General features: G+C 41.1%; 13 protein-coding genes. 3 read left to right on the top strand and 10 right to left on the bottom strand.

The window, feature by feature from the left end; all coding sequences use genetic code 11:
* Positions 1–89: 89 nt before the first annotated feature.
* Together BK120_RS26965 and BK120_RS26970 are read right to left on the bottom strand one after the other, a co-directional pair.
* Positions 90–548 carry a hypothetical protein gene (locus BK120_RS26965; protein WP_076270610.1) on the bottom strand — a complete coding sequence of 153 codons (459 nt, stop codon included), beginning with the start codon at positions 546–548 and terminating at the stop codon, positions 90–92.
* A gap of 168 nt (positions 549–716) precedes the next feature.
* The gene (locus tag BK120_RS26970) at positions 717–1,205 is read right to left on the bottom strand and encodes an AAA family ATPase (RefSeq protein WP_076270611.1); all 489 of its coding nucleotides are present in this window, start codon (positions 1,203–1,205) and stop codon (positions 717–719) included.
* 479 nt (positions 1,206–1,684) lie between these two features.
* Between BK120_RS26970 and BK120_RS26975 the strand changes: the two genes are divergently transcribed.
* Both BK120_RS26975 and BK120_RS26980 read left to right on the top strand, forming a co-directional pair.
* A complete protein-coding gene (locus tag BK120_RS26975; RefSeq protein WP_076270612.1) occupies positions 1,685–2,605 on the top strand; it encodes an ABC transporter ATP-binding protein in 921 nt (306 codons plus the stop codon).
* Positions 2,598–3,554 (top strand): ABC transporter permease, encoded by a 957-nt coding sequence (locus BK120_RS26980; RefSeq protein ID WP_083682513.1) that lies wholly within the window; start codon positions 2,598–2,600, stop codon positions 3,552–3,554. The genes BK120_RS26975 and BK120_RS26980 overlap by 8 nt, the downstream gene beginning before the upstream one ends.
* 174 nt (positions 3,555–3,728) lie before the next feature.
* Here the strand turns inward: BK120_RS26980 and BK120_RS26985 are convergent, their stop codons facing one another.
* The gene (locus BK120_RS26985) at positions 3,729–4,904 is read right to left on the bottom strand and encodes a DUF6688 domain-containing protein (RefSeq protein ID WP_076270613.1); all 1,176 of its coding nucleotides are present in this window, start codon (positions 4,902–4,904) and stop codon (positions 3,729–3,731) included.
* 475 nt (positions 4,905–5,379) lie between these two features.
* Entirely contained in the window at positions 5,380–6,882 is a 1,503-nt protein-coding gene (locus BK120_RS26990; protein WP_076270614.1) for an alpha/beta hydrolase family protein, read from the bottom strand.
* A 411-nt stretch (positions 6,883–7,293) separates the two neighbouring features.
* Between BK120_RS26990 and spoVB the strand changes: the two genes are divergently transcribed.
* A complete protein-coding gene (gene spoVB, locus BK120_RS26995) occupies positions 7,294–8,844 on the top strand; it encodes a stage V sporulation protein B (RefSeq protein WP_076270615.1) in 1,551 nt (516 codons plus the stop codon).
* Between the two features lie 967 nt (positions 8,845–9,811).
* Here the strand turns inward: spoVB and BK120_RS27000 are convergent.
* The 6 genes from BK120_RS27000 to BK120_RS27020 all read right to left on the bottom strand — a co-directional run bounded on the left by BK120_RS27000 (position 9,812) and on the right by BK120_RS27020 (position 15,004).
* Entirely contained in the window at positions 9,812–10,264 is a 453-nt protein-coding gene (locus BK120_RS27000; RefSeq protein ID WP_076270616.1) for an oxidoreductase, read from the bottom strand.
* 221 nt (positions 10,265–10,485) lie between these two features.
* Positions 10,486–11,145, bottom strand: coding sequence for a hypothetical protein (locus BK120_RS27005; RefSeq protein ID WP_076270617.1), 660 nt, complete (start codon positions 11,143–11,145; stop codon positions 10,486–10,488).
* 282 nt (positions 11,146–11,427) lie between these two features.
* Entirely contained in the window at positions 11,428–11,856 is a 429-nt protein-coding gene (locus BK120_RS27010; RefSeq protein WP_179089905.1) for a hypothetical protein, read from the bottom strand.
* Positions 11,857–12,892: 1,036 nt separating this feature from the next.
* Entirely contained in the window at positions 12,893–13,015 is a 123-nt protein-coding gene (locus BK120_RS36115; RefSeq protein ID WP_256711036.1) for a hypothetical protein, read from the bottom strand.
* A 392-nt stretch (positions 13,016–13,407) separates the two neighbouring features.
* Complete coding sequence (locus BK120_RS27015) at positions 13,408–13,980, bottom strand: YdcF family protein (RefSeq protein ID WP_083682515.1); 573 nt, start codon at positions 13,978–13,980, stop codon at positions 13,408–13,410.
* 127 nt (positions 13,981–14,107) lie between these two features.
* Positions 14,108–15,004, bottom strand: a complete 897-nt coding sequence (locus tag BK120_RS27020) for an RCC1 domain-containing protein (protein WP_076270619.1) — start codon at positions 15,002–15,004, stop codon at positions 14,108–14,110.
* Positions 15,005–15,142 lie beyond the last annotated feature (138 nt).

Here is a 15,142-nt window from a genome sequence, read left to right on the forward strand (position 1 = left end):
GCCATACCTTTTATTAAAGCAGAGCCGATTCCATAGCAATAGCGGTAGCCCTTTGTGAATGAATGCTTATTATCCGAAAGTTTAGAGAATTATTTTCTTTTTATTAATTTATGAATACTTGAAGGCTTTAAACCAGCTTGAATAAGCAATTTAATATTGAAACCCGACTTCCCATAGCTTAAACGATACCAATAGTAATTTATGTATTCTATCACGGAAAAAACATAAATCAACATACCAAAAAATAGGTCTCTTTTATTCTGTGCAAGCATTAACAAGAAAATAACAATTAACAAAGCCAAAAGAAGATTAATTCTTCTAAGCATAATTAGAGTTTTCCGCATTAACAATGATTTCTCTTTACCTAATGATTGAGATCTAAATACCCAATACAGCACACCTTGAATTAACTGCAACACAAGAAATGAAAACGCAAGCAAGCTTGCGAATCCTAAATCTAGATACAGTTTAAATACAACCAAAAAAGAAATAGCCGCTACTAACTCACCAAAAGCTAGATTCAACAAGTGTTTTCTTAGTTTTTTCATAAAACTCCTTATAAAGATCACCAACACCAACTGGTTTATATCAATTAAAGTATTCATTTTACAATATTATCATGTTAAGCATAACTGCCCGTTAGCGTAACGATGAGCTAGCACGCGGCCGCCCTTTCGGTAATTAACTATCGTCTCCCATCCCTTAGTCATATTCGTTCAGGTAAAGTCCAGGTCGTTATTATCTCTTAACCTGATCACTTTCTCTTTGTATTTTTTTAACTTGGCTTCGAAACCGCTTCTATTTTGTTCAAAATCCCTTGTCCATGTATACATCATCTTTAACATCAGGATGTCTGGCTTATAATGACACTTTTCAATACCAAGATTTTGCTTAAGGAATCTCTTTAGGATTCTTATCCTTCGCGTCCACAATGGAGTATCAAGAAATATGATTGTATCGGCCATTTCATACAAACATTGATAGGACTCTCTATCTGTTCCTTCAAATATCCATGTACCGTGTATATCTATTTCCTTTATAACCTCAATTTGTTCTTCTGCTGAACGTTTATGTCGTCCCGTGGATGTTTGATGATGGACTATTGAATCAAGTTCATAACAAGGTACACTAACTTTCTGCGATAAGCGTTTAGCCAATGTCGTCTTACCACTAGCTACAACTCCAATAATGAAGATCTTTTTCATTCCTATTCTAGCTCCCTGCATCGAGCATATTTGACTTTAAATGACTTCTCTATAGACAAGAGAGATTCCTTCTAATGCAATTTTGGCAAGATGTCAGCCCACATTATGGAACGAATACTCATTAGCGTAACCTGAACGTTAGATTAATATAACCAAGGAGCAGCTGCCTTGGCTAAACTGCAACCCGAATGATAGACACTTTAGAAAAAGTGATTTTCTTTTGGGTTGTGTCTAGTTAGGGTAATGATCAGAAAGTGAACCTATACCCTCCAGTTCAAATTCGAGAGTTACCTCATAATGTTGTAAATAATTCTTAGTTGTTTATTAAGCATATTTTTAAATATTTGTTTAAAAAATGCTTGGAAAAACGTTCATACTCGACCTAAGCAGGGGAGAAATCCTGATCAAAGGTCTATTTTATGACAAAGCAACTTCCAGTATAGTTCCATATGTAAGATAATACTAGGAGGTTTTAACGCATGACAGAAGCCGTTTTGAAGCTTCGCAACGTGACCAAATCGATTGGCGGACGTAAGATCGTCGACAATCTTAGTTTCGATATACCCGCAGGCGAAGTATTCGGATTTCTCGGACCGAACGGTGCCGGCAAGACGACAACAATACGGATGATTGTTGGCTTGATATCGATGTCGAAGGGCGAGGCCCTAATTAAAGGCGTATCCGTCCGCGAGCACTTCGAGCTTGCTATGACGCATGTAGGAGCGATCGTCGAAAACCCGGAAATGTATAAATTTTTGACCGGTTATCAAAACCTTGTTCATTTTGCCCGTCGGCATAAAGGCATTACGAAGGAACGGATCAATGAGGTCGTTAAGCTTCTCGGGCTTCAGAACCGTATTCACGAGAAGGTTAAGCGTTACTCTCTCGGCATGAGGCAGCGGCTTGGCGTTGCCCAAGCGATTCTGCATCGTCCATCGTTGCTCATCCTTGATGAGCCGACAAACGGACTCGACCCTGCAGGAATTAGAGAACTGCGCGATTATTTGCGCAAGCTGACGAGAGAAGAAGGCATCTCCGTCATCGTCTCTTCCCATCTTCTGTCCGAAATGGAGCTTATGTGCGACCGGGTTGCGATAATACAAGCCGGCAAGCTCATCGATATTCGCTCGCTGCAGGAAACTCGCGATTCGATACAGTCGAAGGTCGTTATCGAAGTCGGCGATTTACTTGCCGCTCAGCAGCTGCTATCCGCCATCTTCGATGCAACCCGCATTACGGTGAAAGGCAATCAGCTTGAAATTGCGGCTGACAAAGCTGCCATCCCCGATATAACAAGGCTGCTTGTAAGCTCGGAGATTGACGTGCTCGGCATTCAAGCGGCGCAGAAGTCACTAGAAGAACAATTCTTGGAAATTACCGGAGGTGAGATGGTTGTCTAGTCTGTCTAATCTAATTCGAAACGAAAATATGAAAATATATCGTCGTCCTCGTACATGGCTTATGATTGCCTTCCTCGTTTTTACAATTGCATTGATGAGCGGCATCATGAAGTGGGAATCAAGCCAAAATAATACGATCGACTGGCAAAACAACCTGACCGAACGGAATAGCAACATGCAGCAGGAGCTTCAAGAAAACAAAGAGCTCTCGGAAGAGGACAAAACATACTTCGCTAACGAAATCAAACTCAATGAATATTATTTGGAACAAAATACAAATCCTAACGAATTGTCATTGTGGAATTATGTAGATACATCATCATACTTAATTATTTTAGCGACGATTCTAACCGTCATTATCGCTGCCGATATGATTGCGGCCGAATTCACTTGGGGCACGATCAAGCTGCTGCTTGTCGGTCCGGCTTCGCGCACGAAGATTATGATCAGCAAATACATCGCCACGCTTGGGTTCGCGCTTCTGCTGCTCATATTGACATTTGCGTCTGCTTACGCGGCTGGAGGTATTCTCGAAGGCTTCGAAGGAACAAGCCAAGCGAAAATATCGATTACCGATGGCGGAGTTATCCAAGAAAGTTCCTATTTCTTGAATTCGTTGGAGAAATACGCTTTCTCGATCGTATCCATGCTCATGTACGTAACGATGGCTTTCATGATATCATCCGCGTTCCGCAGCTCCTCGATGGCCATAGCTTTCTCGCTTCTGTTCATGCTGGTCGGCAATACGCTATCGGCGCTTCTCAGCGGCTATAGCTGGGTCAAGTATTTGCTCTTCTCCAACATCGACCTGACGCAATATATGCAAGGGGCGTCGCCGCTAAGACCGGAAATGACGTTGACGTTCTCGATTATGATACTTGTCGCCTATTACATCGTATTCCAATTCTTAGCTTGGTTACTATTTACGAGACGCGACGTCGCCGCTTAAGGGCAATAACAATACTAAGAACCTCGGGCTCTGCTTGAAAGAAGCTGTGCCCGAGGTTCTTTTGTTTTAATCCAACTAACGTGTCCCGTTAGTTAAACGATCTATATCCGATCTTTTAATTTTGGACGTGGATAAAAACTTAGAGTATTTCATTCCGACACTTTATTTTCTGCGTTACCGTGTCAATTCGGCGTTCGGTCGACTAATCTTTTTACCGAACCCACTGTATTGCACTTGAATCCGGTCTTCCGGGCGAATGTCGACGGTATACAGAACGAGCAGAAAGAACCATTCCAGCGGCTTCATCGCCACATAGATCACATCCGCTGCTGTCTTCGTGCGAATCTGCCGACTTACCGGATAGCCGTATTTGTCGTATAGTCGGCGAATCGTGCGGTGGGAGGCGGGCATGTACTGTTCCAGCACATTTTCGAACGCGTTAGCGATCATAAGCTGGCGATTCACTGTGATAGACATGCCGTGCCGGATTCCTGGCCTAAGCGGCTTGACTAGGGATCGATGTCCCATAGCGGCGACGGTGCACAAATAATGGCCATCCCCTGACACCACTTCCGGCGGTGGCGCTGGCAGCCTCGACAAGTAGAAGCCGCTCGTATCCAGAAACGCCCGCACTACGCCATCCGGCCGCTGCCCGAACAAGACTAGAAGCAATTGAACAACAAGCTGAACAGGGAATAGCAGTGCCATCCATAGCGCCGGAATTGCCCGGCGACGCATGATGATGAAGCGATGCAGAGGCCGCTGCCAGGCGGGCATCGTCTCCGCATCTTCCTCCTTTGCAAACACCTTCCATACGTCCAATGAACGCTTGAGCTGCGCCAGATACAGCAGGCAAGACGTTAAGCTCCCGGTTTGAAGAAGCAATACGGAGAAGATCTTATTAAAATCGTAATTGGAAAAGCCGGTATGAATGAAATAGACTGCGGTCAGCGAAATGCAAAGAACCAAAAAGACGTTGCAGCAAGTATATACAATTGGAGAAAGCTTCCTATGATAGATTCTCAGCGCCCAATAGGAAAAGAAGCCGAGCAACCAGTCTACGCAAAGTACGGCACTATGCTTGTGGGACAGAGATGCGTATGCATATAATGGCTCTCCGGTTTCTGAGTACATTTTTAACGGCGCACCTCCTGGTACCCCTTTCACATCAAATAAGAAACCAACGATCAGGAGAAACGAGGCGATCGAAAGTAGAATGCCGTCTACGAGCCGGGTTAACGTTAATCCTTCGCCTTGTTCGCTTTCCCCAGCTTTTCGCGCGAACGTAAACACCGCCCGAATGAGGGCCGTGAACGCTAGGAGAAGAAATGGAGTGAACAACAATAGCATTTCTTAATGCTCCTTCCGGTCGATATTGGACAGGACTTGTGCGGCAGGCGCGCTTGTCGTTTCGCCGATACCGGGCTTCTAGCGGTTCGCCACCGCAATCAATAAGGTAGACGTCATCGTTGAATGCCCGATTTCTAAATTTTAAGAAAGCAGTTTTGGAAGCGGCGAATGCTAAAGTCCCTTTGACGCTGTATGATACTGATCCTAAAAAAGGCAGTCTTTTGAGAGGAATCGAAGTCAAACTGCCGCTGTGTTATTAAATGAACGTTTCCGGTTTGCACCTCCGAAGATTTTTTATGATATATGTAAGGAACTGACCATTTATCTAGTCAATGATACTCTGAATTTATAATCCAAAAAAAGAGAAAAATGATCATATGTATTTTCCTATTTATTGGTCCTTACTGCCCGTTAGCGTAGCGTAGGACTGCCATGTGGCAGCCCTTAATGCTTAATATGAGACCTAATATTGAAATTACAGCAGCGAGGTTACGAACTTCACCTCCGGAAAGCGGCTATCCGGTCCTTTCATTAAGATTCCGCCTTGATTTTTTAGATAAATATCGAAGAAATCCAGCATATAGGCATTGATAACGGAGTTCACTCTTTCGGGCGCAATCTTTCCTGTAACTCCCAGCATTTTGAAAATCGGAGAAATGAACTGTACGTCAGTAAAATTCAAATGCTCCGTATTGTCGATATAGAGGAATTGTCCCCCTGCGTCAACCGTTTCGCGCATCCGTTCAAGCTCTATCTTTTTGTCTTCTGTTACTTGATCCATCCACTCTCTTGTGTTGCCCATACGTTTAAGCTCTGCCTCCGTATAGGCGTGGTTATCCTTCACCATTTTTAATCTTTCGAATTCGCTTTGCGAGTTCATGAACAAAAACGGCTTACGCAGACCCTCTCTCTCACGCAGTCGATAAAGCGCTCCATCCAAGTCTATTCCAACCGTAATTCGTGGATCGTAAGTAACGTCATAGGCCGTCGCTCCTCCGATGGAATGACCGAACACCCCGACATGTCCGAGATCAATCCTCCCTTTTAGATGACTTGGAATCTGCCCCGATTGGATGAGCTCGAATTGGTCCAGCGTAAACGCCACATCGTCGGTTAAAACTTTTCCCAACTTGTCGCGATTTCCGCTTTCCATCCGGTAATCATGGTCGGGCGAGAATAAGTCGTTGGTTGTGCTGGTCGTGATTCGACCATCCGGAAACTCGGTTGCAAATGTATTGTAGGTATGGTCGATCACTGCCACGATATATCCATGACTCGCGAGATTTTCGGCTTGCGACGTATGGAGGAACCTGGAAGAGCCGAACCCGGGATTGGCAAGGATCAGCGGGTATGAAGTCTGTGCCGAAGAAACTTCGGCCCCCGAATAAGCATGACTGGATACGTACTTCAGGTGTTGAAGAGTAAACCCGGGAAGGCCATAGTTCCCAGCCATATAACGTAAAATCTGGGGATCAGGAATAAAGGGAGCGTACTGGCCGGTGCCTGCTTGAGCCGGATACCATACCTGAACCATCAATTCTCTCTTACCATCTCTGGCTTCGTCGAAAATCTCTTCTCTCTTTGTATCCACGAAATGAAAAGTTTGCGTTCCTACCTTAAATTCGCCTGTCGGTTCGGGCAGTTTAAATACAGGAAAAGCATACATGAGACCCGCTGTTACGACCAGCATTAGCGCTATAGCGGTATTAGCTGAACCTATCATGAAACGCGGGATTTTTTTTGGGCCGTTTTTTTTAAAATATCGATAACCTGAAATGGCTAAAAAAATGACCGTTATGCAATATGGAAAAAATAGCTGAACTCTGTATCCTTCCACCATCCAATGAATGACCAGTAAAAGTGTGGCGATCCCGCTTGCAACAAATACTGAAATCTTACGCCGTCCTTTTTTTAATAGGACTGATAATGCAAACAAGCCGATGTTTGACAACAAAAGCAACAGTTCAAACAGCCTCATCTCGATTCTCCTTTTAAAAAATTTCTATTTTGTTTATTCCAATATTATCCTGTAAAGCTGGCCCAAGCTATGGCTTTGCCTTACATCTACCTTACAATTTTGTAAGACGCTTATTTAGCACGTAACCATGAAGTGGCAACCATGGTAACCATTCCTGAGACTGATCTTGCAGCCCCCTTTTCTTGTCCAACCTGACCTGATAAACTGCCCGTTAGCTCAACGAGGCTGCCGATTTATTTCGGCAGCCTCGTCCTGGTGATTAATTACTCGTTAGCTTAATTGAGCATCGTCAGCTTAAGACTTCATTTTCTTATGACACCGCTGGCGCCTGGCTAGCATCTTGAGCTTGTTCGCATGCTTTTCAAATTTTTGAATACATTTATGTATTCGATTAACAGGAGGACACAAGTCATGTCACAACTCGGGCAATCGTTTATGAGAGGTACTTTGGTTTTGTCTGTTGCTGCTTTCATCAATCGTATTCTCGGTTTTATCAGCGGCATGTATATAGCTCGCGTACTGGGCGCAGAGGGAATCGGCATCTTGATGATGGCGCATCCGCTTGTTCCGCTCGTCATTACGATTACGGAGCTTGGATTACCGGTGGCAATTTCCAAGTTGGTCGCAGAGGCCCAGGCACGAGGCGAACGGATGAAAGTGAGGCGCATTCTGTATGTCTCGCTCGCAGTTACGGGCGTTTTGAGCGTAGCGCTCACGACCATATCGTTACTTGGATCAGAGTGGATCGCGTCAATTCTGTTAAGCGACCAGCGGGCTTATTACGCCATGCTAGCGATTACACCGATCGCACCGATTATCGCAGTCTCCGCCGTTTTAAAGGGTTATTTTCGGGGCATGCAGCAGATGAAGACCATTGCAGCTTCCGATGTGCTGGAGCATACCGTTCAAATCGCTTGTGTGCTAGCGTTGGTACACCTATTGCTGCCTTACGGAATTGCTTATGCAGCTGCAGGTGCAATGGCTGCCTCTGTCGTCAGCGAAGCGATAAGCCTCTTATTTCTGATGACAAGCTACAAGCTATATGGTGAATCGAAGGTATCGGGCGAGACTTGGGCGAGCCATCTGAAGCAAGGAAGAAGCACACTCGCCGAGCTTCTGCAAATCGGACTTCCGACGACTGGTCATGGTATCATTCATTCGCTATACAACGCTTTCCAGCCGCTTCTTATTACAACCAGCCTGGGCCTGTACGGCATCGGCACAGCTTTAGCCACGAAGCAATTCGGTCTGCTGGCCGGCTATGTGTTTCCGCTATTATTCATGCCAAGCTTTATTACGCAATCCTTATCCACCGCTCTTATTCCCGCGATTGGTGAGGCCACAGTGAACAAAAATAGTTTGCTCATACATGAGCGGATGAATCAAGCTATGATATTGGGACTTCTGATCGGTGCGCCAGCAACCGTTATCCTGTACGAATGGGCAACTCCACTAACGACACAAGTCTATAATGCGCCTGAAGCAGGATTACTTTTAAAAATACTGGCGCCTATGTTTTTTCTACATTATTTCGATGCTCCACTTCATGCGATTCTACTTGGCCTCGGTCGCGCGAAAGCAGCTCTATGGAATTACGTAATAGCTACTGTATTTAAGGGTGTCTCGGTCTTCGTGTTAGGCAGTCAATTAGGAATCGTTGGTGTTGCGTTCGGCATCGGTATTGGCATATTGATACAAACGCTGTTGAACTTTTTTTCCATCTCGAGTTCGATCGGATTTTATGGGAGCATTCGTCCTTATATCAAGGTTGGGATCTGCATGATGCTAATGGCAATCTGCGGACACTTGACCTATAACCAGCTAGTCAGCCACGGTATGCCGCAGTTATGGTGCGTAATCATTTCAATCCTCTGTTCCTTGTTTCTTTATTTCGCTGCTCTAGTCGTGACCGGTTCGTTGAATTGGAAAAGCACGCGTCATAAATTTTCAATTCCATGGTAAGAAAAAGCAGTCATGATTCGATATGTAAAAAGAACATAAAGTATTAGACTGGATGTCTTTATTCCACCCGATTTTTCGAGTTGTCATACCGTTAGTCTCCACAAAATAAGTTTTAGACTGAACTTAGAAATTGAAATAGCGACAACCAAGGACGAGAAAATAAAGAGTCCTAGACTGTCGCTATTTTATAGAACTTACGTGTCCAATTAGTTGAATTCCATTATTGAGCAGACGATGATCAAAAAAGCTCTATCAACACGTTAAAGTATAAGAGCCAGCGAGATTGATACTTCAGTTGCAAAAACTAGTTTCCCTTCCCTCAGTCTAAATATTTCTACTAACTGATGCCTCTCTATAGCCCAATGAATGTGATAAACTCATATTCAATTAACTGTTTTTCAATCCAGTAAATCATCTCATTGATTAATTCACCAATTAAAACCCTATTTTCTAAATAACTATTTAAAAAGCTCTCTGTTTGTGTCATAAAATATGGTTGTATGTATTCTGTGAGTTCAGTCTTTTTTTGATTAAGTAAGTATTCCCTTATTAAGACAAGTCCACTTTTAATCTGATTCCAATATTCCTTTGAAATTTCAAAACGATCGAAACTTTCGAAAGGTTCATATCCGTTTTTAATCGCTGGTCTTAAAAAGATGAATAAGTCATCTTCAATATATACAGACTCAGTATTTCTATAGGCTTTTCATAAAACACCTGAGAATAATTCACGATAATTTTTATTTACCAATTGATTTAATCCTAGTAAATGATTCAAATTAGGATTCCTCCCTTGTGTTTTATATGAACACCCTATACCGCACTCTAAACTTCCCTTTAATTCTTCAATGAATTCAACGACTCCCACTCAATTATCCTGCCAATTAGCTTAACGAGAAAGGAGCAGCTGCCATCCGGCTAACTGCTCTATGGTCCGTTGAACTATTGTTCCCCGTTAGTTCAATGATTAATTAGAATTATCGTCCGTAAGGCCATAAGTATTGTTAATTACCGAGGAATAATTATCCCAATTAAAGTAGAAAGGGCCTATGTCTATTTTTTTATTCTCACCTTCTAATATGAAATCTCTCCAGATGACAATATCCCCCTCTTTATCAATCTTAACTGAAATAAATCCACATTCCTCATCTCCACATAAAGGACAAACTAAAATGGGATACCTATAGTACAAATATTCGTGGGGTTGCCTTAAAAGAAAATAATCAATCATTTGCCGTTGATTATCACTTGTGCCCCAGCCTAATGCAGGGACCATGTTATATTTCCTGAGCCTATTGTATATCGATTTGCCATCAACAATAATGTCAGCAAATTGAGTATTTTTATTCCCATCTTGATTTGAGTCAAGCTCCTCATATCGGCTTGATAGTTTAGTGTCTAAGTGATTTATTATTATCATTTTACCCCCCACTTACTGGACAAACTAATATTTCCACCCAAAATTATAACACTCTTTTTTGACCTGGTGCTTTATTGTATCCTGCCCATTCGTTGAGTCAAGGTTGTCTATCTCATCAGATGTTATCCCAATTGCCCAAGATTAAATCCAACATTATAATCCCGCCGTTGTTTCGGGCATGCTGACAATAAAAGCTCTACAGTAGCATTAAGACTCCTCGCCTACTCCCACTGTATACCAATTTCATCAAATGAAGTTCTACTTTCTTCTAGTCCCGCCTCGTCTACGGATTCAATCATTTGAATTTCATCTTTTGTCATAGTGATGATTTCGGATGGATTACTTAACTTACGCAGAAATAGTTGTCTTAATAAATTAGTTTGTCCCTCTGACATTTCATACTCTTCTTTCCATGTGATTAAAGCATCCTCAATGTCACAGGATTGTCTATCTAAGAGAAAACCACCATGAGCAATTATCTCTTTCATTTCGTCCTGCGAGTAGATTATATCGTCGACTCCCCAAACAGCAGTAGTTATCAAAGGGACATCATTTCCATTGACATCGTCTAGCAGATATTGAAGAGTTTCATTTGCAGCTAATTCCTTCACTTCGTATGGAGCATCTCTAAAATAGTCTTGAGCATTTATGTAGTTGGATAATCTTTTGCTATGGTCATTACGAAATGCAGCAACAAAATAGTTAGAATGGAATGTTATGGTTCCTCTTGTTCCAGAACTATCTTGAACATTGTAATTGAAACCATCCCAAGATTGTTCATTAGCTAATTCAGGATAATGTGCTATGTTTATTGCATGTGCAATAGAAGCTAGCACACTGCCTTGCCAAAGTTTTTCTTTAGTCCATATCATTTTTTCCATCTCGTTATAATTCCTCTCCACATTCATCATTCAGGAATTGTATATTAGCTTGATGAGGTATTTCATTACTTCTTCGTGAAGAAACTTTAATCGCCTTTTATTTAACCTATTAATGGTGAGTGATTAAACTATGCTGCCTGTTAGTTGAACAAAGGGCTAACTCAGGGCAACCCTTTAATTATTGAACTATCGTGTCCCGTTAGCTCCAAGCGGGACTATTGGCTAAAAATACCGAAGCGTGAATATAGTGTTTATAAGAAGATTCTGGTCTCTACAATAAAACTACAAAATCCTCTTGAATTCTACTTCCCTACATATGATAAAAGACTTTCCTAAGATGGTTACTATAGATTCTTCAAGTTTAAGATCAAACTTAAGGACAGATGTATTAAGTCTATTATTCTTTAATACTTTCTCATACACCGTAATAATTGATTTTGGACCTTTAGCCAGAAGCCCTTGTCCTTGCATTAATAGCCATTCTAGATCCCCGATTAAAAAGTGCTGAAATTCTATCCATTTGTCTGTTGCCTTCTGATGTTCAGTTAGTAGTTCCCCAATAACCTTAAACACTTCATTTGATTTGCCTTTGAAATATAACTCATGAGTTGGTTCAAGATAATCAAGTAATAAAGGATGATTTGTTTCAATTTCTATATCTTCAAAAAAATCTAAAGTAATTTTATAATCTCTAACTTGTTTAAATTCCACTTCCCACTTTTGAACGATAGATCCGGTAAAATATAAAAAAACATGGAACTCAATAATAAAATCTTCATCAATTTCTCTAGTCATAACTGGACGAAAATAGACATCATCTTCAAAAATTGCTTCTTTAAACTCCTTTTGAAATATCTGATAAATAGCATTTCACCTTCTTATTGCATTAGAATTATCTATTAACGTCTCTTTTTCGAACTTCATAAATTCTCCGTACTTGAAGTTCTCTTGAAGCGATTAAACGATCCTGCCCTTTAGTTGAGAAAACGACTGCCATTATTTCGGGCCAATTTTTCTTATGTTCATGGGGCTGTCGCGAACCGTTGGTTTTTTCATTAGAAATTAAATAGGATTATTCAAGCTTATCTTTTTAGGGGTTAGCATACAAATCTATATCAAACTCAAATTCGAGGCGAACTTTATCGCGTTCTTATCAAGATATAATGCAGGAGTATGTCCCTCTCGACTGCATGTAGGAAATTAATCAATCTTATAAAATATATATCCTATTAACATAATAAAATTCACTAAAATCAGAGAAATAATAACTCCCTTTCTTTTAAAACTCGAAAAAATCCCTAATCTTAAAGCAACAATTAAATCAACAAGTAAAACAATAAGTATCATTTTCCAAATATTAATTATAATCCCTCTCAATTAATAATCATCTTTTTGTTTATTCTCCAGTTTGCTTCATAAAAAATCCAACTAGTCAGATATTCTCAAATAGCTAATTGCTTGTCTCTTAAAATAGCAATTCTAATGTCAATGTGATCTTGAGTTACTTTATCTTGATAGAGATTGATCGACCATAGCTATAGCCCAAGGAATACGAAATCCATTCATTATTTTGTTAACTTCAAAACACTTTTCTATTGAAGACACCTCACAGTCTCGTTTCCATTTTAATTCTTCGCTATTGTTCCAGTATCCTTAAGAGCAGGATACCGTAGTACCTGCTCTTCAATGTCTATTATTCAACTATCGTGTTCTGTTAGTTTATCAAAGAACAAGTTTTTTTATAAAATCAATGCGTACCATTAAATACTGTTTTATTATCGATATCCTCTAACTCTAATTTTGAAATATCATCGTCTTCTAAATCACCAATAACTGAAATTAACCTCAAGTCTTTTCCTTGCGTACCCAAAAGGATTGCTCTTGATTGAAATGTCTCAAATCCACTTTCTTCTGCAAGATATTCAGTTAAAATGTTAAAATTTCTAAAATATCGTCTTCGTTGAATTTAAAAGTATTTCTTTTATTTTTTGGTTCAAATTCATCCACCTTTTATTCTCTAATTATTTATAATCTTTCTAAAAATTTGTTCATCATTACTACCCATAGGTGAGATAAAGAAAAGGCTACCCATGATTGGCTTTGTCCACGCTAAACTACCAGTCAGCTTAACGTGAAAGGAGCAGCTGCCATTGGCTAACTGCTCTTTGGTCCGTTGAACTATCGGTCGCCGTTAGTTAAAGAGTTGTGAAGCTAATTCCATCCTACTTTAACGCAGGTAAGGTTATCATTTTATTTATATCATTATTTTAAGAGATACTTATAATATGCTGGGAATTCTCGTATCAAGGAGTAAACATCTCTAAACTCAAAGACTTTGGCATGAGCTGAGTACACTTCTTTAATATCCATTTTTCTAAATGCTAATTTTGTTCTAGATACATGAAAATATTGAGTAATAACCATAATAGAGTCTAAATCTAATTGATCCATAATCTTGTTAGTATTTTGGGCCGTCATATATGAGTTGTACCCATTATTATCCTCTATAATTTTATCTTCCGGTAACCCTTTATCTATTAAGTATGATTTCATAACCTTTGCTTCATCGAAACCTTCCTTACCAATACCGCCACTTACAATGATAAAAGTAAAGTAGCCCCTTTTATAAAGCTCTACGGACTTATCTAATCTTGCTTTTAACCGCTCAGAAGGCTGTCCATTAACTTCTACTTTATTTCCTAATACTACAGCGGCGTCAACTGGTTTCAATTCATCATTCAACCCATCTATTATCACGAAAGTAGTGTGAATGATAAACCAGATGCAAAGACTTGCTACTAATATTCCAAATCGTTTAATGAAAATATAGTTCAATCTCTCACCTGCATTCTCTCATATTTCTCCATAATCATACCCAAATTTTATCACACATGGGTGCATGAAACATTCCACGCAGACGTCCCACCGACTTAAATCTCTATATATATTATCATAATTGAAACTAATTGCCCGGCAGCTGAATGCCACGCCAGCTACTTACATCGCATTGGCCATATTCATTATCACCCACAGCAACCACCGTTCCGTCCGATTTAAGACCGAGCGTATGAGCGCAGCCTGCCGCTACCGCCACAATATCGCGCCAGCCACTTACATTGCATTGGCCGTGTTCATTACTACCCAAAGCGACCACCGTGCCGTTAGATTTAAGCCCGATTGTATGATTACTTCCCGCTGCTATCGCCACAATACTGCTCCAGCTGCTTACATTACATTGGTCATGCTTATTCCTACCCACAGCCGTTACTGTGCCGTCCGATTTAAGCCCAACGGTATGAAGGTAACCCGCCGCTGCCGCCACTATGTCGTGCCAGTCGCTTGCATTACATTGGCCATACTGATTATTACCCACAATCATTACCGTACCGTCAGATTTAAGCCCGACGGTATGCCAGTCACCCGCCGATACACCCACCATATCACACCAGCCGTTTACATTGCATTGGCCTTCATTATTTCGACCTACAGCCACCACCGTGCCGTCAGATTTAAGCCCAACGGTACAACGCCATCCCGCCGCAACCGCTACAATATCGCTCCAGCCATCTACATTGCATTGGTCATGCGTATTCCAACCTACAGCCGTCACCGTGCCATCAGATTTAAGCCCGATTGTATGCGCATTACCCGTGTTCTTTGCCATATGAACGTTACCTGCCGCAACCGCCACAATATCACTCCAGCCGCTTACATCACATTGGCCATATTTGTTATCACCCACTGCTGTCACCGTTCCGTCCGATTTAAGACCAACGGTATGACGACGACCCGTCGCTATGGTATCTATAGGCCATCGTTTCACCTTTAACGCCGCTTCAAATGGTGAACTGTAATCCATGTTTTCTCTCCTTGAAACAAGACTTATTTTATAATCAGGTCATGCTCTTTGCGAACTTCGTAAACACCTAACATTTTAAACATTTTGCACAATCAATAAACGATCCTACCCATTAGCACAATTACTTATCTCAGATTC

Origin of the sequence: Paenibacillus sp. FSL A5-0031 (genome assembly GCF_001956295.1) — a bacterium.
In the GTDB taxonomy this organism is placed as follows: domain Bacteria; phylum Bacillota; class Bacilli; order Paenibacillales; family Paenibacillaceae; genus Pristimantibacillus.